The organism is Azospirillum terrae, assembly GCF_053470425.1.
This window is the reverse complement of sequence record NZ_JBPXMR010000001.1, coordinates 1,229,990-1,250,876: the sequence shown is the minus strand read 5'-3', so window position 1 is coordinate 1,250,876 and position 20,887 is coordinate 1,229,990. Positions and strand designations below refer to the sequence as shown.

20 protein-coding genes are annotated in these 20,887 nt (G+C 68.9%); 12 read left to right on the top strand and 8 right to left on the bottom strand.

The annotated features are described in order from the left end of the window. Positions 1–280 precede the first annotated feature (280 nt). Positions 281–790: a helix-turn-helix domain-containing protein gene (locus ACSVDD_RS06025; RefSeq protein WP_448188383.1), complete on the top strand. Its 510-nt coding sequence runs from the start codon at positions 281–283 to the stop codon at positions 788–790. Positions 791–797: 7 nt separating this feature from the next. Here ACSVDD_RS06025 and ACSVDD_RS06020 read toward each other — a convergent pair whose 3' ends face one another. Continuing rightward, positions 798–1,394, bottom strand: coding sequence for a transcriptional regulator (locus ACSVDD_RS06020; RefSeq protein ID WP_448188382.1), 597 nt, complete (start codon positions 1,392–1,394; stop codon positions 798–800). Between the two features lie 124 nt (positions 1,395–1,518). On the opposite strand from ACSVDD_RS06020, the gene ACSVDD_RS06015 reads away from it, so the two are divergent. Then, entirely contained in the window at positions 1,519–1,830 is a 312-nt protein-coding gene (locus ACSVDD_RS06015) for a hypothetical protein (RefSeq protein ID WP_448188381.1), read from the top strand. Positions 1,831–1,900: 70 nt separating this feature from the next. On the opposite strand, the gene ACSVDD_RS06010 is transcribed toward ACSVDD_RS06015, so the two are convergent. Next, positions 1,901–3,259 carry a protoglobin domain-containing protein gene (locus tag ACSVDD_RS06010; protein WP_448188380.1) on the bottom strand — a complete coding sequence of 453 codons (1,359 nt, stop codon included), beginning with the start codon at positions 3,257–3,259 and terminating at the stop codon, positions 1,901–1,903. Between the two features lie 146 nt (positions 3,260–3,405). Continuing rightward, positions 3,406–5,454 (bottom strand): ATP-binding protein, encoded by a 2,049-nt coding sequence (locus ACSVDD_RS06005; protein ID WP_448188379.1) that lies wholly within the window; start codon positions 5,452–5,454, stop codon positions 3,406–3,408. A gap of 178 nt (positions 5,455–5,632) precedes the next feature. On the opposite strand from ACSVDD_RS06005, the gene ACSVDD_RS06000 reads away from it, so the two are divergent. The 5 genes from ACSVDD_RS06000 to ACSVDD_RS05980 all read left to right on the top strand — a co-directional run bounded on the left by ACSVDD_RS06000 (position 5,633) and on the right by ACSVDD_RS05980 (position 10,460). After that, complete coding sequence (locus tag ACSVDD_RS06000) at positions 5,633–6,061, top strand: response regulator (protein WP_448188378.1); 429 nt, start codon at positions 5,633–5,635, stop codon at positions 6,059–6,061. 87 nt (positions 6,062–6,148) lie between these two features. Further along, a complete protein-coding gene (locus ACSVDD_RS05995) occupies positions 6,149–7,222 on the top strand; it encodes a cobalamin B12-binding domain-containing protein (protein ID WP_448188377.1) in 1,074 nt (357 codons plus the stop codon). Then, positions 7,207–8,418 carry a sensor histidine kinase gene (locus ACSVDD_RS05990; RefSeq protein WP_448188376.1) on the top strand — a complete coding sequence of 404 codons (1,212 nt, stop codon included), beginning with the start codon at positions 7,207–7,209 and terminating at the stop codon, positions 8,416–8,418. Before ACSVDD_RS05995 ends, ACSVDD_RS05990 begins: the two co-directional genes overlap by 16 nt. A gap of 72 nt (positions 8,419–8,490) precedes the next feature. Continuing rightward, the gene (locus ACSVDD_RS05985) at positions 8,491–9,141 is read left to right on the top strand and encodes an exopolysaccharide biosynthesis protein (protein ID WP_448188375.1); all 651 of its coding nucleotides are present in this window, start codon (positions 8,491–8,493) and stop codon (positions 9,139–9,141) included. Positions 9,142–9,158: 17 nt separating this feature from the next. Beyond that, positions 9,159–10,460: a hemolysin family protein gene (locus ACSVDD_RS05980; RefSeq protein WP_448188374.1), complete on the top strand. Its 1,302-nt coding sequence runs from the start codon at positions 9,159–9,161 to the stop codon at positions 10,458–10,460. Between the two features lie 179 nt (positions 10,461–10,639). Here ACSVDD_RS05980 and rodA read toward each other — a convergent pair whose 3' ends face one another. The 4 genes from rodA to ACSVDD_RS05960 form a co-directional block, all read right to left on the bottom strand. Continuing rightward, positions 10,640–11,809, bottom strand: a complete 1,170-nt coding sequence (gene rodA, locus ACSVDD_RS05975; protein WP_448188373.1) for a rod shape-determining protein RodA — start codon at positions 11,807–11,809, stop codon at positions 10,640–10,642. Between the two features lie 132 nt (positions 11,810–11,941). Continuing rightward, complete coding sequence (locus tag ACSVDD_RS05970) at positions 11,942–12,253, bottom strand: type II toxin-antitoxin system RelE/ParE family toxin (RefSeq protein ID WP_448188516.1); 312 nt, start codon at positions 12,251–12,253, stop codon at positions 11,942–11,944. After that, the gene (locus tag ACSVDD_RS05965) at positions 12,250–12,450 is read right to left on the bottom strand and encodes a hypothetical protein (RefSeq protein WP_448188372.1); all 201 of its coding nucleotides are present in this window, start codon (positions 12,448–12,450) and stop codon (positions 12,250–12,252) included. The genes ACSVDD_RS05970 and ACSVDD_RS05965 overlap by 4 nt, the downstream gene beginning before the upstream one ends. 51 nt (positions 12,451–12,501) lie before the next feature. After that, complete coding sequence (locus ACSVDD_RS05960; protein WP_448188371.1) at positions 12,502–13,146, bottom strand: TetR/AcrR family transcriptional regulator; 645 nt, start codon at positions 13,144–13,146, stop codon at positions 12,502–12,504. A 158-nt stretch (positions 13,147–13,304) separates the two neighbouring features. On the opposite strand from ACSVDD_RS05960, the gene ACSVDD_RS05955 reads away from it, so the two are divergent. From ACSVDD_RS05955 to ACSVDD_RS05935, 5 genes are all read left to right on the top strand, one after another. Next, entirely contained in the window at positions 13,305–14,411 is a 1,107-nt protein-coding gene (locus ACSVDD_RS05955; protein ID WP_448188370.1) for an HlyD family secretion protein, read from the top strand. Positions 14,412–14,428: 17 nt separating this feature from the next. Beyond that, a complete protein-coding gene (locus ACSVDD_RS05950) occupies positions 14,429–16,105 on the top strand; it encodes a DHA2 family efflux MFS transporter permease subunit (RefSeq protein WP_448188369.1) in 1,677 nt (558 codons plus the stop codon). 266 nt (positions 16,106–16,371) lie between these two features. Then, positions 16,372–16,896 (top strand): hypothetical protein, encoded by a 525-nt coding sequence (locus tag ACSVDD_RS05945; RefSeq protein WP_448188368.1) that lies wholly within the window; start codon positions 16,372–16,374, stop codon positions 16,894–16,896. A gap of 70 nt (positions 16,897–16,966) precedes the next feature. Further along, a complete protein-coding gene (locus ACSVDD_RS05940; protein WP_448188367.1) occupies positions 16,967–18,367 on the top strand; it encodes a YcjX family GTP-binding protein in 1,401 nt (466 codons plus the stop codon). Continuing rightward, positions 18,364–19,383 (top strand): YcjF family protein, encoded by a 1,020-nt coding sequence (locus ACSVDD_RS05935; RefSeq protein ID WP_448188366.1) that lies wholly within the window; start codon positions 18,364–18,366, stop codon positions 19,381–19,383. Before ACSVDD_RS05940 ends, ACSVDD_RS05935 begins: the two co-directional genes overlap by 4 nt. A 136-nt stretch (positions 19,384–19,519) precedes the next feature. Here the strand turns inward: ACSVDD_RS05935 and ACSVDD_RS05930 are convergent, their stop codons facing one another. Continuing rightward, positions 19,520–20,881 (bottom strand): hypothetical protein, encoded by a 1,362-nt coding sequence (locus ACSVDD_RS05930; protein WP_448188365.1) that lies wholly within the window; start codon positions 20,879–20,881, stop codon positions 19,520–19,522. Between the last annotated feature and the right edge of the window lie 6 nt (positions 20,882–20,887).

Genomic DNA, 20,887 nt, shown 5'->3' with positions numbered 1-20,887 from the left:
TTGCCCAGTACTGGGCAAAATGTGCCTACCGTGACACGTATGACGCCGTCTGTTGCGTGACGGCCACATCATGATGAGGGTTGCATGGCCGCACGGCCGTTCCTATCGGCTGGAGTAATCGCAATGGGGCGCCATGTATCATTGGGCGAGTTCGCCGGTGCGTCCGTTGACGGACCGGGGAGGTGGGCGTAGCTAAGAAATCGCATACGCACACGCAACCCGTACGGGTTCTTCGGTGTTGAAGGCTTTAGGGTTTATGCGGTGAACACGGGGGAATGCTGTGAAAAAGCGCGGCCGTGAAAAGAAGGAAGGCCTCAACGAGGTCGATGTGTTCGTCGGCCAGCGCCTGCGCGAACTGCGCATGCTGGCTGGCTTGTCGCAGAGCGACGTGGCGTCGGCGCTGGGGCTGACGTTCCAGCAGCTTCAGAAATACGAGCGCGGCTTCAACCGCGTCTCGGCCAGCCGGCTGTACAAGCTGGCGCAGTTCTTCCGTGTTCCCGTCTCGGTGTTCTTCGACGGCCTGGAGGAGCGCTCCCACGCCGAGGCGGCCGGCGGCCGGGCGGAGGAGACCGCCGAGAGCGAGGGCACGCTGCGCTCGCGCGAGGCGCTGATGCTGGCGCGCTATTTCCAGAACATCCGCGACCCGCAGGTGCGCGCCGCCATCCGCGAACTGGCCGAACGCTGCGCCAACGCCAGCGAGGGCGCCGAGGGCCACCACGCCGAGGATCTGGGCGTTCCCGCCCAGCGCGGCACCCGCCGCCGCGGCGAGCAGCCGGCAGGACGGGCTTGAGGGCGGATCAGGGCCGCTTCAGTTCCCGGTAGCGCGCCAGGAAGGCGGCCATCGCCTCCTCCGGCCCCAGCGGCACGATGGGGTCGGCGGCGGGCGGCGGCAGGTCCTGCCAGTTCACCCGGTGCGGTGCGCACAGGTCACGCAGTTCGGTCGCCAGCGCCCGCTGGTCGGCCACCTTGACCGGCTTCGGCTCCGGGTGGCGGAAGCCGAAGCGCCGGGCCAGCCCGATCTTGATGGGGGCGATGGCCTGCTTGATCGCCTCGCGGCCGATGCGCGCCTTCCACGGCGTCGGCCAGTCGCCGGTGAACGCCTCCTCGCTATCGTGCATCAGCGCGTCGTACGCGTACTCCGGCGGGCACAGATGGCTCGCCAGCAGGCAGTGCTGGGCGACGCTGAAGAAGGTGCGGGTGTTGCCGACGAAGCGGCACTGGAAGGCCAGCGGGCGCGCCACATCCTCGATCTCGAAGCGGCTGAAGTCCGGCTTTTCCAGGTCGACGACCCGGCCGGAATAGGTGATCAGCACGGCCGTCGGCTCGGGCACGTCGAGCAGGTCGTACTGGTCGGGATCGGGAACGGTCGGCGAGGCGGTGCGGCGGCGTGTCATCGCTTATCCTTAACAGAGCCGCGCCGCAGACGACAACCGGTGCTCATGGGGGAACGCGCATGGGAATCGACCGGAGCGCGAGACGATGGTATGCTCATTCCATTCTGCGTATCGGCGGGTGTCCATGGACAAGTCGGATCTGATCCTCGCGGCGATTGAACAGCTCGGGCGGAGCCTGGGCGCAAGAATCGATGGCACAGCGGATTCGCTGCGCACGGAATTGAAGGCGGCCATCAACGACCTTCGCTCGGAGTTGAAGGCAGACATCAACGACCTTCGCACGGAGTTGAAAGCAGACATCGCGCACCTCGAAACCGAGGTGCGCACCGAATCCCGCGTCATCCACGCTCGCCTCGACGAGCAGCGGCAGACTGTCAACGCCTTGATCCCGACGCGCATCGCCGCGGTTGGGCGCGGCACCGACGCGGCCGAGTAAAGGGCATTCCCCAAACAAAACGGGGCGGCCCTCAAGCCGCCCCAAGGCTCGGGAGGAACGCGGTGGCTGGCTAGCGCGCGCCCATGCGCAGCTTGCCGAGGAAGGCGTCGACGTTCTGCTGCAGGGTGCTGGCCTCGTGCTTCAGGCCGGTGGCGGCGTCCAGCACGCGGCCGGCGGCGCGGCCGGTCTCGTCGGAGCTGCTGGTGACGCCGACGATGTTCACCGACACCTCGCTGGCGCTCGATGCCGCTTCCTGGACGTTGCGGGCGATCTCGGCGGTGGCGGCACCCTGCTCCTCGACGGCGGCGGCGATGGCGGCGGTGATGCCGTTGATGTCGGCGATCAATGCGCCGATCTCGCGGATGGCGCCGGCGGCGCTGCCGGTCACCCGCTGGATCTCGCTGACCTGCTGCTGGATCTCATCCGTCGCCTTGCCGGTCTGGTTGGCGAGGCTCTTGACCTCGCTCGCCACCACGGCGAAGCCCTTGCCCATCTCGCCGGCCCGCGCCGCCTCGATGGTGGCGTTGAGCGCCAAGAGGTTGGTGCGCGACGCGATGTCGTTGATCAGCTTGACGATCTCGCCGATCTTCTGCGCCGAGTCCACAAGGCCCTGGACGGTCGCGTCGGTGCGCTCGGCGGCGGTGACGGCGCGGCCGGCGACGGTGCTCGACTGGTTGACCTGCCGGCTGATCTCGGTGATCGAGCTGGACAGTTCCTCCGCCGCGGCGGCCACGGTGGCGACGTTGCTCGACGCCTGACCGGCGGCGACCGCCACCGTCTCCGACTGCTGTCTGGACATGTGGGCGGTGACCGCCATCCCCTCGGCGGTGGTCTGCATCTCGCCGGCCGAGCTGGTCAGCCCGACCACGGCGGTGCGCACCGAGGTGGCCAGCCCCTCGACCATCTCCACGTGGCGGCGGCGCTCCTCCTCGCCCTTCTCCAGGTAGACGGAGATGGCGAGGCTCATGTCCAGCATGATCGCCTGAAGCAGCGCGCGCTGAATCCGGGCCGTGCGCGCCTCGGCCTCGCGCGGGTTCCAGCGCGAGCGGAAATGCCGCCCGGCGGCGGTCACCAGCTCCGACGCGATGAAGGAATAGCCGCCGATGTACCAGCGCGGCTCCAGCTTGCGCACATGGTGTGCGTTGCCGATGCGCTGGATGGATTGCTGATAGCTGGCGTCGAAGCGCCCCTGCGCGATCTCCAGCCAGTGGCGCAGCTGATGGTCGCGGGCGTGCTTGACGCCGGCCTCGCCGCCGAAGATCGCCATCAGATTGGGCCAGCCACGCAGGTGCGCGTAGAAGCGGTCGAGGATGCCGGGCATCTCCGCCTCGATGACCGGGCGGAACTCCTGGAGGGCAGCGCGGGCGTCCTGGTCGACGCGGAGGAAGCGGAGCTGATCGGCGAGGTCGACGGTGCTGTCTTGGCTCATGGCGGCTCTCCCGGTGGAACGACCCCTATCCGATTGTGGGATAGTTGAGTGTTTTGCTGGGATAAGCCTGCAGCGAAAGTCTTAAATATTTATTTCGAATTTTAATAGCTTGCGGGGGCTATAGTTGGGAGGCGTGCGACGTTGGATCAGCCCGGCGCCTGCACGGAATCCGGGTCCTCGATCAGGCGGTTGGTGTCGGCCACCGTCGCCTCCAGCAGCGGCAGCAGGGAGGCCACGCGCTCGGGGTCGGCATGGTGCTCGTTGAGCGCGCGGGCGATGGCGGCCAGCCGCGGCGCGCCGAAATTGGCGGCCAATCCGGTCAGCGTGTGCGCCGCCTGCCGCAGGTCGCGCGGGCGGTCGCCCTGGAAGGCGGCGCGGATCGCCGACAGCTCGCGCAGCGACGTTTCCGGCATCAGGCGCAGCATGCTCTCCAGGCTCTCGGCGCCGAGCGCCAGACGCAGCTCCGACAGCTTGACGCGGTCGAGCAGCGGCACGCCGTGGAGGCCGTCCTGGTCGGCGGGTGCCGCCGCCGCCGGGATCGGGCGCGGGGTGCGCGGCCGGCTGGCCATCTCCAGGATCAAGGCCCCCAGCGCGTCCCACTCGATGGGCTTGGTCATGTAGGCGTCGAGCCCGGCCGCCATGTGGCGGTCGCGGTGCTCGGGCAGGGCGTCGGCGGAAATGCCGACGATCGGCATCTGCGCCACCGGGCCGGGGCTGCGCCGGATCGCCCGCGCGGTGGAGCCGCCGTCGAGGATCGGCATTTCCATGTCGAGCAGCAGCAGGTCGTACGCCTTCCCCTGGAGGGCGGCCAGCACCGCGCGCCCGTCGCCCACCGCGTCCACCCGGTGCCCCATGCGCGTCAGCATGGTGGAGATCAGCATGCGGTTGATGTCGTTGTCCTCGGCCAGCAGCAGGTGCAGCGAGGCGGCGGGCTGCGGCGCGGGTGCCGCCGGCTCCGGCGCCGGCTCAGGCGTGGACTGCGGCGGGCGCACGCGGATCGAGAAGCGGAAGGTGGAGCCGTCGCCGGCCTCCGACGTCGCGGTGATGTCGCCGCCCATGGCCTGCACGAGGTGCTTGCAAATCGCCAGCCCCAACCCGGTGCCGCCGTACTTGCGCGTGGTGGAGACGTCGGCCTGCACGAAGGCCGTGAACAGGCGCTTCTGCTGCTCGGGCGTCATGCCGATGCCGGTGTCGGTCACCTCGAAGCGCAGCACGACCTCGCCGGTGTCATCGACCTGCGGGCGCCAGACGCAGATCTCGATGCCGCCGCGCTCGGTGAACTTGATGGCGTTGGACACCAGATTGAACAGCACCTGACGCAGCCGCGTCGGGTCGCCGCGCACATGGGTGGGCGTCTCGTCGGCCACCGAGGCGGACAGATACAGCCCCTTGGCGGCGGCGCGCACCTGGAACAGTTGCACCACATCCTCGATCAGGCGCCCCAGGGAGAAGTCGATCTCCTCCAGTTCCAACTGCCCGGCCTCGATCTTTGAGAAGTCGAGGATGTCGTTGAGAATCGCCAGCAGCGTGTCGGCCGAGGAGCGCAGCGTCTTGACGTAGCCCGTCTGCTGCTCGCTGAGATCGGTGCCCAGCAGCAGGTCGCCCATGCCGAGCACCGCGGTCATCGGCGTGCGCAGCTCGTGGCTCATCATGGCGAGGAAGCGCGACTTGGCGCGGCTGGCGTTCTCGGCGGCGATGCGGGCGGCGTCGGCTTCCTCGCGGGCGCGGTCGAGGTCTTCGGCCAGCGCGAAGGTCTCGGCGGCGAGCTTGGTGAGCTGGTCCTGGGCGTCGCGCAGCCCCTGCTCGGACTGGTGCTGGCGGGTGATGTCGGTGGACGAGCCGACGTACCAGCGCACCGCGCCATCCGCCCCCCGCACCGGGCGGATCGACAGGGCGTTCCAGAACGGCGTGCAGTCCTTGCGGTAATGCAGGATCTCGACCGCGATGGGCGCTCCCGCGGCCAGCGCCCGGTGCAGCGTGTCCACCGTGCGGGGATCGGTGTCCGGCCCGCGCAGCAGGTCCAGGCTGCGGCCCAGCAGCTCCGGCGCGGTGTAGCCGGTCATCTCCAGGAAGGCAGGGTTGCAGTGGACGGCCGGGGTGCCGGGCTGGCGCGCGTCGAGCACCGCGATGCCGGTGCTGCTGGCCTCCATCACCTCGGCCAGCATGGCCGGGGTCAGCACCTCGGTATCAGACAAACCGCCGGGAACGGAGGGGGACAGGGAAGAGGGGGGGTGCTGGTCCACGCGTGGGCCCGTCGTCGTCGAATGGTGCGACCATAAGCGTTCGCGCGCCTGATTTCCATGGGATTGCCACGGGCGTCGGTGCGCCGTACCATGCACGCGGCACACCCTGATGGGGCAGGAACGACACGCCATGATGGCCGACCAGAACAGCGCCGCTCCGCGCACCGTCAATAACCTTGGTATTCTGCTTGCCGAGGACGATGACTTCACACGCTCGCTGGTGTCGAGGCTGTTGAACGACATCGGCGTTCGCGCGGTGTGGGAGGCGTCGGACGGCATCCACGCCCTCGACGTGTTGCGGCAGCGCGGCGGCCAGGTCGATCTGGTAATCTGCGACCTTGAGATGCCGCGCATGGGCGGGCTGGACCTGCTGCATGCGCTGCGCACCTCGGGTGGCGACGGGGTGGCCGACCTCCCGGTGATCGTGCTGACCGGCCATCGCGAGGCCGAAACCGTGAAGCGCGCCATCGCCTACGGCATCTCCGGCTATCTGGTGAAGCCGGTCGCCAAATCCGACCTGCTCAAGCGCCTGACCTTCGCCTTGCAGAAGGGGCGGTAGGGGCAGGAGCGGGTTTTTTGTAGCGGTTGGCGCGCTGCCCCCGACGCGCATATTATTTCTCACGGATGCCATCGACGGAGTGCCTTCGTGCGAGACGCTGCTTCCATGGCGATTGCCGAGCGGTGCGACGAGATCGCCCGGACCGTGGTCGAGGCCCAGTTCCGGCGCTGGCCGGACCTCTACGGCCGCTATGGCGAGGCCGGGCGGGCGAAGTGCGTCGAGGATCTGCGCTTCCATGTGCTCTACCTCGCCGAGGCGGTCGGGGCGGACAGCCCGGCGCTGTTCCGCGCGTATGCCGGCTGGGTGAAGGTGCTGTTCGCCGGGCTGCGCATCCCGGTGGAGGATCTTTGCAGCAGCCTGGAGATCCTGCGCGACGTGGTGGCCGACACCATCGGCGGTGTCGCCGCGGAGCGCGCGGCGGCGTGTGTGGCGGCGGCGCTCGACGCGCTGCCCACGGTCGGCATCGACCCGCCCAGCTTCATCGTCCCCGATGCGCCGCACGCCGAATTGGCCTCCACCTATCTGGACGCTCTGGTCGCCGGTGACCGGCGTCGCGCCACGCGGCTGGTGATGGACCGTGTCGAGGACGGCGGCCTGGATGTGCGGGACGCCTACCTGCACGTTTTCCAGCCGGTGCTGCGCGAGGTCGGGCGGCTGTGGCAGACCGGGCGCATCGGTGTGGCGCACGAGCATTTCGCCACCGCGGCGACGCAGGCCGTCATGTCCTTGCTGTACCCGCGCATTTTCGCGACCCGGCGTGTCGGGCGTTCGCTGGTGGCAACCTGCGTCAGCGGCGAGCAGCACGAGATCGGCGTGCGCATGGTGGCGGACTTCTTCGAGATGGCCGGCTGGGACACTTACTATCTGGGCGCCAACACGCCCGCGCGCAGCGTCGTCGCGGCGGTGGAGGAGCGCAACGCGCAGGTGCTGGCGGTGTCGGCCACCATCACCGCCCATATCGGCGCCGTCGCCGAACTGATCGACGCGGTGCGCCGGGGGATCGGCGCCCGTCCGTTGCGCATCATCGTCGGCGGCTATCCCTTCACCGTCGAGCCGGAGCTGTGGAAAGCCGTGGGTTCCGATGCCTCGGCCTCGGACGCGGCCGAGGCGGTGGCGGTCGCCGGACGGCTGATCCAGGAGACGCCATGGGGGGCGTCATGACCCCGGCGGCGGCGACGGGCGGTGCGGTGCTGATCTGCGACCGCGACGGCCGCGCCACGGCGGTGCACCCCGTGGGCGCCGGTGTGCCGGGGCTGCGGTCGGAGGTGGGGGCGCCCTTCCCGGTGCTGTTCGGTCTGGAGCCGCTTGGCCACGCGCTGGAGCTGTTCACGGCGCTGCGGCGCGACGGGACGATCCACGACTGGCCGCTGCACGCGGCGCTGTCTGATGGCACGACGCGGGCCGTCTACCTGTCCGGGCATTGCGCCGAGGGGATCATGGCGCTGGTGGCGGCCACCCAACCCGGCGCGGCTGATGCGGTCTGCGCCGCGGTGGGTCAGGCGCGGCCGGAACTGGCGGCGCTGCTCGGCCCGCTGACCGGTGCGCCGGTGGCGCCGACCGCCGAGACACTGTTCGAGGAGATGACGAGCCTCAACAGCCAACTCGCCAACGCCCAGCGCGAGCTCGCCAAGGCCAACGCCGAACTGGAGGCCGTCAACGCCCAGAAGGCCCGGTTGCTCGCCATGCTGGCGCACGATCTGCGCACGCCGCTGCAGGTCATCGGCGGCTTCGCGCAGGTTCTCAAGGGCCGGCTTTCCGGCCGCGGCGAGGAGCGTGACCTGGAGTCGCTGGAGCGCATCCGGGAATGCAGCTTGTTCATGCGCCACCTGATCGAGGACGTGCTGTCCATGTCGGCTCTGGAGGCGGGCCGGCTGACGCTGTCGCCGAAGGACACCGACCTCGGCGCGCTGGTCCGCCGCAACGTCGCGATGAACGAGATCCTGGCGCTGGGCAAGGGCCTGACCATCGACTGCCGGGTCGCCGAGGGCTTGCCGACGCTGCCGCTCGACGCGCCGCGCATCGAGCAGGTGATGAACAACCTGCTGTCCAACGCGGTGAAATACTCCGATTCCGGGACCTGCATCCGGGTAACGGTGGAGGCGTGCGGTGACGGCCGGGTGCGGGTTTCCGTCGCCGACCACGGCCGCGGCGTCGCGGCGGATCAGCTGGCGCGGCTGTTCCAGCCCTTCTCGCACGCCAACACGCTGACCGACCTCGGCGACACGTCGGTGGGGCTCGGCCTGTTCATCTGCCGCAGCATCGTCGAGGCGCACGGCGGCAGCATCGGCGTGGAGAGCGAGCCCGGCCGGGGCTCCACCTTCCACTTCGAGTTGCCGGTTCCGGCCGTGCACGGCTAGTCAGGGCGCCGGGGATACGGTAGAACAGGGGGCCATCCCTTATGCACCGCACCCGCAAGCGGTCGGAGCGTCGTGAGCGAAGAACCGCCGATAACCATCGCTGCTCCACTCGGGGAGAGCCGCCCCCGTGCGTCCGAACTGCTGGAAGAGTTCCTGGCGCACGAGCACGGCGAGCGGATCGCGCTGGGTGACCTTGTGCGCATTCTCGGCGACCGGGCGTTCGGCGCGCTGATCCTGCTGCTCGCCATCCCCAACGTGCTGCCGGTGCCCGGCCTGTCCACGGTGACCGGCCTGCCCATCGCCTTCGTCGCGGCGCAGATGATCCTTGGCCGCACGCAGCCCTGGTTGCCGCGCCGGCTGGCGGCGCTGAGCATGGAGCGCGAGGGCTTCCTGCGTGTGCTGAAGCGCGCCCACCCGTACATGGAGCGGATCGAGCGCCGCTTCCTGCGACCGCGCCTGCCGGCGCTGACCTCGCCTTTGGCCGAGCGGTTCATTGGGGCCGCCATGGTGGTGCTGGCGGTGGTGCTGGCGCTGCCCATCGTCTTCGGCAACCAGCCGCCGGCCCTGGCCATGGCGCTGATGGCGCTGGGGTTGATCGAGAAGGACGGCGTGTTCGTCATAGCCGGGCTGGTCACCGGCGTGGCCGCGCTGGCCATCGTCGCCGCCGTCCTGTTCGGATTCATGCAAGGCCTGCTGATTCTCATCGGCTTGGCCACGGGTTGAGGGAAGCGGCACCGGCCATGATTTGGGAACTGCTGGTCATCGTCCTGCTGATCGTGGTGAACGGCTTCTTCGCCATGTCGGAACTGGCCGTCGTGTCGGCCCGCCGGGCGCGGCTGCAACGGATGGCCGAGGGGCGCGGCGCCAGGGGGGCCAAAGCCGCCCTGGAGCTGGCCGAGAACCCCAGCCACTTCCTGTCCACCGTGCAGATCGGCATCACGCTGATCGGCATCGTCGCCGGTGCCTATGGCGGCTCCACCGTCGCCGAGCGGCTGGGGCCGAAGCTGGACGCCGTGCCTTGGATCGCCCCGCACGGGTCGCAGATGGCCTTCGCGCTGGTGGTCGCCGGCATCACCTACCTGTCGCTGATCGTCGGCGAACTGGCGCCCAAGCGCCTCGCGCTGATCAACGCCGAGCGCATTGCCGTGGCGGTCGCCGGACCGATGCGGACGCTGTCGCGGGTGGCGCTGCCGCTGGCGTGGCTGCTCGGCGCGTCGACGGAGGCGCTGCTCAGGCTGTTGCGGCTGCCCACCACGCGCGAGCAGACGGTAACCGAGGAGGAGGTCAAGAGCCTCATCGCCGAGGGCACGCAGTCCGGCGTCTTCGCCCCGGCCGAGCGGCAGATGATCGAGGGGGTGCTGCGCCTCGCCGACCGCACGGTGCGCGCCATCATGACGCCGCGCCCGGACGTGCTGTGGCTCGATCCCGACGACCCGCCCGAGGCCATCGCCACGGAGATCCGCGACGGCGGCTATTCGCGCTTCCCGGTCTGCCGCGGCGACGTGGACGAAGTGCAGGGCATCGTCTCGGCCAAGGCGCTGCTGGATCAGGCGTTGCACGGGCGGCCGCTCGACCTGCGCGCCGCGCTGGTGCAGCCGATGATCGTGCACGACGGCACGCCGGTGCTGCGCCTGCTGGAGCTGTTCAAGCAGTCAACCGTGCACATGGCCGTGGTGGTGGACGAGTACGGCAGCGTCGAGGGCATCGTCACCATGACGGACATCATGGAGAGCATCGCCGGTGAAATGCCCGAAGCCGGGCAGGAGGCCGACAGCGGCCTCGTGCAGCGCGAGGACGGCTCGTGGCTGGTGGACGGCATGCTGCCGGTGGACGAGGTGGAAGCGACGGTCGGCGTGCCGGGGCTGAAGGGGGAGGGGACGTACCACACGCTGGCCGGCTTCGTGCTGGAGCGTATCGGTCACGTGCCCACCGCGTCGGAGCATTTCCTGTGGCGCGGGCACCGGTTCGAGGTGGTGGACATGGACGGCCGGCGGATCGACAAGGTGCTCATCCAGCGGGTGGACGAACACCCGGAGCCGTGAGTTCGGGTGTCGGGGGCAAGAATTCACACGAATTGCACGGATTTTGGCACGGATTACACGGATTTTTTATTCGTGCGCAGCAGCGGCCTTCGGGATGGCTCGCGGCTTTGCGAGCATAAAAAATCCGTGTAATCCTTGTTCAAATCCCCAAAATCCGTGTGAATTCTTGCCTTCCCATCTCAGAACTCGCTCACCCCGGTCCGGGAAATCCGCACCTCGCGGTGGACCGAGACGCTGAGCAGGAAGCCCACGCAGATCAGCAGCGTCATCATCGCCGTGCCGCCGTACGACACCAGCGGCAGCGGAATGCCGACCACCGGGATCAGGCCCATCACCATGGCGACGTTGACGAACATGTAGAGGAAGAACTGCGTCGTCAGCCCGACACCCACCAGCCGGCCGAACTGGTTGCGGCAGGACAGCGCGATCACCACGCCGTACACCAGCAGCAGGCAGTAGAGGAACAGGATCGCCAGCGCCCCGGCCATGCCGAACTCCTCGGCCAGCACGACGAAGATGAAGTCGGTGTGCTTCTCCGGCAGGAACATCAGCTGGCTCTGCGAGCCCATGGTGAAGCCCTTGCCGAACAGGCCGCCGGAGCCCAGCGCGATCTTCGACTGGATGATGTTGTAGCCCTTCCCCAGCGGGTCCAGCTCCGGGTCGAGGAAGGTGTAGACGCGGTTGCGCTGGTAGTCGTGCAGGAACTCCCAGGCGACGGGGATGGCGCCCAGGCCGCCGCCGATGGCCAGCGCGAACTTCCACAGCCGCACGCCGGCCGTGAAGAACACCGCACCGGAGCCGAGGATCAGCAGCAGCGAGGTTCCCAGGTTCGGTTGCAGCAGCACCAGCCCGACCGGCGTGAACACCAGGAGCAGCGGCGGGATCAGCATCAGCGGCCGGCCGACCTGATCCAGCGTCAGCCCGTGGAAATAGCGCGCCAGCGCCAGCGTCATCGCCGGCTTCATCAGCTCCGACGGTTGCAGGACGAAGAAGCCCAGATTGATCCAGCGCTGCGCGCCCATGCCGATGTGGCCCATGATCTCCACGGCCACCAGCAGCATGAACACGCCGAAATAGATCACGTAGGCGAGCCGCATCCAGATGCGGATGTCCACCAGCGCGATGCCCAGCATCAGCACCAGTCCAGGGATGGCGCGCACCAGCTGCGCCTTGGCCCACGGGTCCCACTGGCCGCCGGCGGCGGAGTACAGCAGAGCCACGCCGACGCCCGAGATGGTGCACACCAGGAGCACCAGCCCCCAGTTGATCATGCGGATCTTGGCGCCGAGCGTCAGCGTCGGGCGTTGCGGCGACAGCCCGCCGGAGTGGTTTTGAAGGAGCGCGACCATGTCCCGTGGGTTTGGCGGTTTCCGCCGGCTGGTCCACCGGCTGGGCTGCGGGATACTGCACCAGGACGGGGTGCGCGGTAAAGCCATCCGCCGCACCCGCCCCAGCAAGGCCACGGATCAACGGCTTTCGTCTTATCGCGGAGCGGATCGCAGGGAGAAGAGATTCGGGATATTGCGGCGCCCATGGATAATCCGGACGATCTGGAGCGTCTGCTGGTCGTAGGCAATCACAAAAGGCGGCTCGCTGACGAACAGGAAGGGCAGTTCAGCCGGCACGTCTCGCCGCTTGTGGCCGTGGCCTCGGCCCATGGCGATGGCTTCAAAGCGGTGGCGCAGCCTGTCTCGTGTTCTGCGGGCGACAGCCTCGACCGCAGTTCGCTTTCCAGGACAAGGCGTCTCAGGTCCGTATACGCCTGCCTGGAAAGCCTGACGGTCATAGGTCAGCGCTTCCGGGCCTGTTCGGCCCTTTGTTGCGCGAGAGCCTCGTCCACCATGCGGTCAGCCTCTTCCATGCTGACGACTCGCCCAGCCTCCAGGTCGGCCAAGCCTTCCATAAGCATTGCGATCAGTTCCTCCGGCTCAATCCCGAGCGGGTAATCGTTCGGGCCGTCGGACGGCATTCTGGGACGATCGTCGGGCATGGCTGCCTCCGCGTTGGCTCCATCCATGATAACGCGAAACGCGCGGCGATGTCAGTGCGCGTCCGGCGCGTAGCCCTTGGTGAACAGCGCCACCGCGGCGTCGACGAAGCGGTTGGCCTCCGTCTCCGGCAGCGCGTCCTGGATGCCCATGATGAAGCGCGTGTGGATGTGCGCCTTGATCAGGCCGAAGAACTGCTCGGCCGCCAGATCGACGTCGGGGATGCGCAGCGCGCCGCGGCGGTCGAGTTCGCGCAGATAGGCTGCCATCTGCCCGTGCGAGCGCGCCGGACCCGACTCGTAGAAGGCGCGCGCCAGCTCGGGGAAGCGGTGCGCCTCGGCCACCACCACCCGGTAGGCCGCCAGCGCCTTGCAGGACAGCAGCAGCTGGAGGAAGCGCCGGCCGATGAAGCGCAACCCTTCGGCGGCATCCATGCGGCCGATGTCGGCGCAGGTCATGTCGCCCATCTGGTCGCGGCACTCGCACGCCACCATCGCGGCGAACAGCTCGTCCTTGCTGCGGAAATGCGCGTACAGCGTCGCCTTGGACACGTTGGCCGTCTTCGCCACCGTGTCCATGCTGACGGCACCGTAGCCGTTCTCCAGGAACAGCTTGCCCGCCGCTTCCAGGATCTGCGCCGGCTTGGAGCCCGCTTCGGGGCTCGGCGCCACCACACCCGCCATACCGTCCTCCCGCATCGTCGACACCCGTTCCATGGATCTTGGTACTAAACCGTTCAGTTCACTCTTGACAACAGATATGCAGCCATCCATGTTCGTACAAGACAAAACTGAACGGTTCAGTTTGGTCCTGACCGCAGGGCCGGCGCGGACCGCACCGCAGAGGTTAGATAAACATGCCCAAGGGCGTTCGGAAGATCATTCTGACGGGTGTCGCGGCGGTGGCGTTGAGCGGCGCCGGGTACGGCGGCTGGCACTGGTGGACGCAGGGGCGCTTCGTCGAGTCCACCGACAACGCTTACGTGCAGAGCGACATCAGCGTGGTGAGCCCCAAGGTCGCCGGCTATGTGCGCGAGGTGCGCGTGGCGGAGAACCAGCAGGTGAACGCCGGCGACGTGCTGGTGGTGCTGGAGGACCGCGACTTCCGCGCCAAGGTCGCCGAGGCCGAGGCCAACGTGGCGGCGCAGCAGGCGGCTCTGGGCAGCAACGCGCAGAAGCTGGTGTGGCAGCGCACGCAGATTGACCAGGCCGAGGCCAATCTGGCGTCCGCCGAGGCCGAGCGCCAGCGCGCCGCGCAGGAGTTCAACCGCACCCGCTCGCTGGTCAGCGACAACTGGACCTCGCGCCAGAAGCTCGACACCGCCGAGGCCGACCTGCGCAAGGCCGACGCCGCCGTGCTGAAGATGCGCGCCGCCCTGGCCGCCGAGCGCGACCAGATCGGCGTGCTTGAGGCCGCGGGCGCCGAGATCAAGGCGCACTTGGAGCAGGCCGCCGCCAGCCTGGACGCCGCCCGCAACGACCTGGACAACACGGTGATCCGCGCCGGCGTGGACGGCGTGATCGGCAACCGCGGGGTGCAGGTCGGCCAGTACGCGCGGCCGGGTGTGCAGATGCTGGCGCTGGTCCCGCTGCCCGACGTCTATGTGGTCGCCAACTTCAAGGAAACCCAGCTCTCCGACATGCGGCCGGGGCAGAAGGTCGAGGTCAAGGTGGACGCCTTTCCCGGCAAGACGCTGAGCGGCACGGTGGAGAGCTTCGCGCCGGCCTCGGGCTCCAAGTTCAGCCTGCTGCCGCCGGAGAACGCGACCGGCAACTTCACCAAGGTCGTTCAGCGCGTGCCGGTGCGCATCGCCCTTCCCAAGGACACGCCGCTGGCCGGCCTGCTGCGTCCGGGACTGTCGGTCGTCGCCGAGGTGGACACCCGTGGCGCCGACGACCGCCCGCACCTCGCCGGCTCGGTGTTCGGCATCGCCAACCCGACCAGGGCGCTGGCGCAGAAGTAAACCCCTGAGGTCAACCCATGACCGACACCACAATCGACACCCGAACCGCCCGCGGCCCTGCCCCCCACGACGGGCCGCGCGGTGTGGAGGGCCCCGCGTCCCGGCCAAACACCCCGCTCCCCAGCGGCCGGGACGCGGCGGTCTCCCCTCCAGCCTTCGCACGGCGCGCGCTGACGGCGCGCGACCTGCTGGGCTTTCTGGCGATGATCGTCGGCATGTTCATGGCGGTCCTCGACATCCAGATCGTCTCTTCTTCGCTGTCTGAGATCCAGGCCGGCCTGTCGGCCAGCGCCGACGAGATCAGCTGGGTGCAGACCTCGTACCTGATCGCCGAGGTCGTGATGATCCCGCTGTCGGGCATGCTGTCGCGCATCCTCTCGACGCGGGTGCTGTTCACCCTGTCGGCGCTGGGTTTCACACTGACCAGCGTCGCCTGCGCCTTCACCAGCGGCATCGAGGCCATGGTGCTGTGGCGGGCGTTGCAGGGCTTCATCGGCGGCGCCATGATCCCCACCGTCTTCGCGTCCAGCTTCGCCCTGTTCCCGCCGGAGAAGCGGCCGGTCGTGTCGGTGGCCATCGGCCTCGTCGCCACCATGGCGCCGACGCTCGGGCCGACGCTGGGCGGCTATCTGACGCAGTCGTTTTCCTGGCACTGGCTGTTCCTCATCAACGTGGTGCCGGGCGTGGTGGTGACGACGCTGGTGTGGAACTGCGTGGACTTCGACAAGGGCGACCGCTCGCTCCTGAAGGGCTTCGACGCTTTGGGGCTGGCGCTGATGGCGGTGTTCCTCGGCTGCACCGAGTACGTGGTCGAGGAAGGCCCCCGCAACGACTGGTTCGACGACCGGACCATCGCGCTCCTGGCCGTGGTCGCGGTGGCGGCCGGCGCCGGGTTTTTCTGGCGCGTGCTGACCTACAAGAACCCCATCGTCGAGCTGCGCGCCTTCCGCGACCGCAACTTCGCCATCGGTTCGCTGTACAGCTTCATCCTCGGCATCGGGCTGTACGGCGCGGTCTACATCACGCCGCTGTTCCTGGCGCGGGTGCGTGGGCTGAACAGCTTGCAGATCGGCGAGATCATGTTCGTCACCGGCCTGTTCCAGTTCATGTCGGCACCGCTCGCCGGCTTCCTGTCGGCCAAGATCGACCTGCGGGCAATGCTGGCCATGGGGCTGACGCTGTTCGGCACCGGCGTGTGGCTGAACTCCTCACTGACCGCCGACTCCTCGTTCTGGGAGCTGTTCGTGCCGCAGGCGGTGCGCGGGATGTCGCTGATGCTGTGCTTCATCCCGATCAACACGCTGGCGCTGGGCACGCTGCCGCCCGAGCAGCTGAAGAACGCGTCGGGCCTCTACAACCTGATGCGCAACCTGGGCGGCGCCATCGGCTTGGCGGCCATCAACACGGTGATGATCGACCGCTCGGCGCTGCATCTGAACCGGGTCGGCGACAACTTCAACATGGCGCGCCCGGTGGTGCAGGACATGCTGGACGGGTTGGCCGCACGCTTCGACGGGCTGGTCGTGGACCCGCAGGCGGCGGCTGCCAAGATGCTGGCCGGCATGGTGCAGCGCGAGGCCATGGTGCTGACCTTCAACGACCTGTTCCTGGTAATGGCCGGCGTCTTCGCTGCGGCGCTCCTGTTCATGCCGCTGGTGCGCAAGCCGCAGCAGGTGGTGGCGGCGGATCACTGAGTGAGGGTTGGGAACAACAGGGTTCACACGGATTTCACGGATTGAGGCACGGATTTCACAGATTTTTTATCCGTGCGCCGCAACGGCTTGCGGGTGAGCCGATGCGCTGCAAGGATTAAAAAATCCGTGTAATCCGTGTTCAAATCCCCGAAATCCGTGTGAACCCTGTTGTCCGCACAGCACTGATGGACCACACGCCACGGTGACCTTCCCCCCGCGTTCGTGCTATAGGGCCGTCCGTTCCCCGGTAATCCGCTCAGGCACCCATGAAGCGTCAATACACCCGCCACGAGGTCAAGGAGCTGCTGGGCGCCCTTGAGCGCCAGTGCCGGGAGGCGGCCAAGCTCGCCAAGATCGCCGAGGTCGAGGCCAGCAAGCACAGCTTCGGCGCCTACCGCGAGTTCCGCGACAAGGTCGGCGAGTTCCAGGCGCTTGTCATCCTCATCGAGCAGCGCCTGCGCAACCTCGTGGACGCCCGCTCCGACGATCTGCGCGACCAGTTCGAGCGGCTCGACACGGTGATGCTGGCGCTGCTGGTCCGGGCCAGCATGCGGTTCTTCTTCGTGCTGTCGGCCAACCCGATCCTGCCCATGGGCGCGCGCGAGATCTTCATGGCCGAACTGCGCAGCCTGCACGACGCCGCCGAGAAGCTGAACCGCCCCAACTATGCCGGCAAGCTCGGCCCCGAACTGGGCCGCGACCTGGAAACCGCCTCGCTGATCCTCGAAGAGATCATCGACAAGGCCCCCGGCCTGCTGAACTTCCGCGGCTTCAGCAGCGAGGAGGCGTAGCGGCGCCTTGGCCTGAGGGAGGATGCCCCCATATGTGCGGGGACCATCCGCCACCCCGCGAGCCCATCCCGTGCGCCTTCCCGACTTCAACGACCTGACCGACGTCGGCGCCCGCCTGCTGGGGCGCGCCGGCGGCGTCGCCGGGCGCATCCTGGTCGAGCGCGACGTGCGCCTCGGCGTCACCGGTCTGCGCCGCGCCGGCAAGACGGTGTTCACCACCGCGGTGGTCGACAATCTGCTGAAGGCCGGCCGACTGCCGTTCCTCGACGTGGTCTCCTCGGGCCGCCTCCAGGCCGCACGCCTCCAGCCGCAGCCCGACCCGGACGTGCCGCGCTTCCAGTACGAGGAGCATCTGAAGGCGCTCTCCGGTTCCGATCCCCATTGGCCCGAGCCGACGCGCGGCATCAGCCAACTCCGCCTTGCGCTCCGCTACCGGCCGAACTCGGCGCTGAAGCGCGTCGTGCAGTCCACGACCATCCTCAACCTGGACATCGTCGATTACCCCGGCGAGTGGCTGCTCGACCTGCCGCTGCTGAACCAGTCCTTCGCGGAATGGAGCACGCAGACGCTCGATCTGGCCGAACGGGCGCCCCGCGCCGCGCTATTGGCCGACTGGCGCGGCTGGCTCGCCACGGTGGACCCCGCCGGGCGGGCGGAGGAGGAATCGGCACGCACCGGTGCGCGGCTCTACACCGCCTATCTGCACGCCTGCCGCGGCGTCGACGGGCTCAGCCTGATCCAACCCGGCCGCTTCATCGAACCGGGCGACTTCGAGAACGCGCCGCTGCTGACCTTCTGCCCCTTGCCGGGCGCGCCGCGCGGCCGCGGCACGCTGTGGGCGCTGATGGAGGAGCGTTTCGACGCCTACAAGTCCGTGGTCGTCCGCCGCTTCTTCGCCGAGCATTTCGCCAAGCTCGACCGGCAGGTGGTGCTGATCGACGTGCTGGGCGCGCTGAACGCCGGCCCCGACGCGGTCGCCGACATGAAACGCGCGCTTGAGCTGAGCCTGGAGCCGTTCCGGCACGGCAGTGCCGGGTGGCTCGACTGGCTGTTCGGAACGAAGATCGACCGCGTGCTGTTCGCGGCGACCAAGGCCGACCACATCGCGTCGAGCCAGCATCCCAACCTGCGCCGCCTGCTGGACGATCTGGTGGCGGACGCGCGGCGCTCGATCCGCTTCGAGGGCGCGCAGGTGGACACCATGGCGCTCGCCGCGCTGAAGTCCACCGAGACCGTGATGGCCGAGCACGAAGGCAAGCAACTGCGCTGCGTGCGCGGCACCCCGGTGGGCCGCGACCGCGAGACGGTGCTGTACCCCGGCGACATCCCGGAGGTGCGGGACGTGTTCCTGCGCCCCTACAGCTTCATGCCCTTCAAGCCGCCCCCCGGCGCCGGCACGGACGGGCGCGGGCTGCCGCACGTGCGGCTGGATCAGGCGTTGCAGTTCCTGCTGGGGGATTATCTGGCATGAGCGAACGTTCGAAGGAGCGCACCCCCAAGGAACAGGCATGGGTTCCCCCCATGGAGATCGACCCGGTGCACGCCGCCCCGGTCCCGGTGGAGGACGAAGCCCCCGCCGGCTCCGCCGCCGAACGCCTGCCGGCGCGGCTCGCCGAGGGCAGGCGGCCCGGCGTCGGGCGCTGGCTGTTTGGCGCGTTGGCGGCGCTGGTGCTGGTGGCGCTGGGCTTCGACACGGCGGACCTGCTGCAACGCTCCTTCGCCACCAGTCTGGCGCTGGGCACGCTGGTGGCGGCGCTGGTGGGCGTGGCCGGCGTGTCGGCGGTGGCGATGCTGGCCCGCGAGCTGCGCAGCCTGCGCCGTCTGCGCCGCATCGAGCATTTGCGCGGCGAGGCGGACGCGCTGGTGGTCAAGGCCGGGCAGGGGGAAGGGCAGGGGGGCGGCGACCGCTTCGCCGGGGAGCTCAGCCGCCTCTACGAGGGGCGCACCGACCTGGAGCCGGCGCTGGCGCGCCTCAAGGACTTCGTCACCGATGCGCACGACGATGCGGAGGTGGTGCGCCTCATCGACCGCGAGGTGCTGGCGGTGCTCGACCGCCGCGCCTACCAGACGGTGCTGCTGGCCGCCCGCGACACCGCCATCGTGACTGCGCTAAGCCCGGCCGCGGTGGTGGACCTAGCGGTGGTGTTGTGGCGCAACCTCAAGCTGGTCCGCACCATCGCCGGGCTGTACGGGGCGCGGCCGGGCTATGTCGGCTCGCTGCGGCTGCTGCGCCGCATGCTCGCCAATCTGGCGGTCGCCGGGGTGACCGAGAGCGCCCATCACGTGGCGGTGGAGGCGCTCGGCGGCTCGCTGGTGGCGGCGCTGTCGACGCGGGTCGGGCAGGGGGTGATCAACGGGCTGCTGACCGCGCGGGTGGGCATCACCGCCATGCACCTCTGCCGCCCCGTCCCCTTCGGCCCGCACAACCGCCCCAGTCTGGCGAAGATCCGCGGCGAGCTGATGTCGCTGCCGAAACAGGTGTTGTAGATACCCTCTCCTGAGACGGGAGAGGGTGGGGCCCGCTCGAAGAGCGGGAGGGTGAGGGGCAATCCAAGGATCCTCGCGCTACCCTCACCCGGCGCCTTCGGCGCCACCCTCTCCCGGGGCGGGAGAGGGAAAAAACTCAATCCAGCATCGGCAGCCCGGTCTCGATGCGCACCAGCGCCGCCAGCAGCGGCGCGCCGATATCGCGGCGGACGAAGTTGCTGGCGCGCTCGGCGGCGTTGATCGCCTGCTGGAAGCTGACCCGCCAGCGGTTCTCGCCGTACAGCACCTTCTCCGCCTTGGCCTTCTGCGCCAGCAGGGCAGGGCGCTTGCCGTTGCTCTCCTCCACCAGGCGGACGAGGCGGCGCATCAGATCCTCGGCGGTCGCGCGCTCGTTGCGCTTGACCGACACGTCGATCAGTTCGGCGAAGGTCTCGCCGCGCACGTCGATGTCCTGCACCTGCTCGGCGTAGGCGATGGCGACCGCGGCGTCGCCGCGCCGCGCCAGCCGGCCGAGCACCGCCGGGATGGTCCAGGGGTTCTCGTCCTGCACGTTGCGCAGCATGCCCAGCGCCAGATTGGCGTCGCCCAGGTCGGCCGCCGCCACCGCCAGTTCGGGCGGACAGCAATCGCCCTTCAGTTCCTTGGCCTCACGGAACTTGGAGAACTGCCTCTCCACACTGTTGAGGAACAGGGTGCGGGCCTCGGCCTCCTTGCCGGCGCGCAGCATCGCCTGCACCACCAGCCCCAGCTCCCAAGAGCAGCCGTGCGTGGTCGCGTACTGCTTGGCCTCCTCGGCCAGCGCCGAAGCCAGCGCCGCGTCGCCGCGCCACGCCGCGACCTTGCCGATGTCGCCCAGATTGTAGAGCCGCGTGCCGCAGTCGGGGATCTGCCGGGTGATGTCCAGCGCCAGCGGCACCTGATTCATCAGCGCCAGCGCGCGGGCGACGAACAGGTCCTGTCCCGAGTTGTCCGTCGCCTTGCCGCGCCGCACGGCGCTGACGAAGGGGGAGACGATCTCCTTGGCGCGGCCGGGGTCGCCCAGCTGCTGGTAGGCCACCGCCAGCGACAGCCAGTCCCAGCGCGCCGCGGTGATGGGCGTCTCCACCGGGGGCAGCAGCTCACCGACGCGGTGCAGGAAGCACAGGCTGCTCAGCGGCTCGTTGCAGACCAGCGCCTTGATGCGGCCGCGGAACTCGTAGAAATCGAAATCGCCGACGAACTGGTTGGTCACCAGCTGCACCGCCAGCGCGCTATCGGGGTACTTGGTGACGATCTCCGTCAGCAGCCGGTCGGCTTCCTTGAGCAGCCGGCTCTCATCGGCGGTGTCGTAGGTGTTGTCGGCCTGCCGCACCATCTGCATGGCCTGCACGAACAGCCGGTTGGCCGGGCTGTTGTCCTGCGCCAACGCCTGTCCCGCCAGCCCGGCAAGGGCCGCCACGACCACGAACAGGGTCGTCAGGAAGGCGGGAAAGCGGTGCTGGACGAGGGCGGCGAACATGGCGGT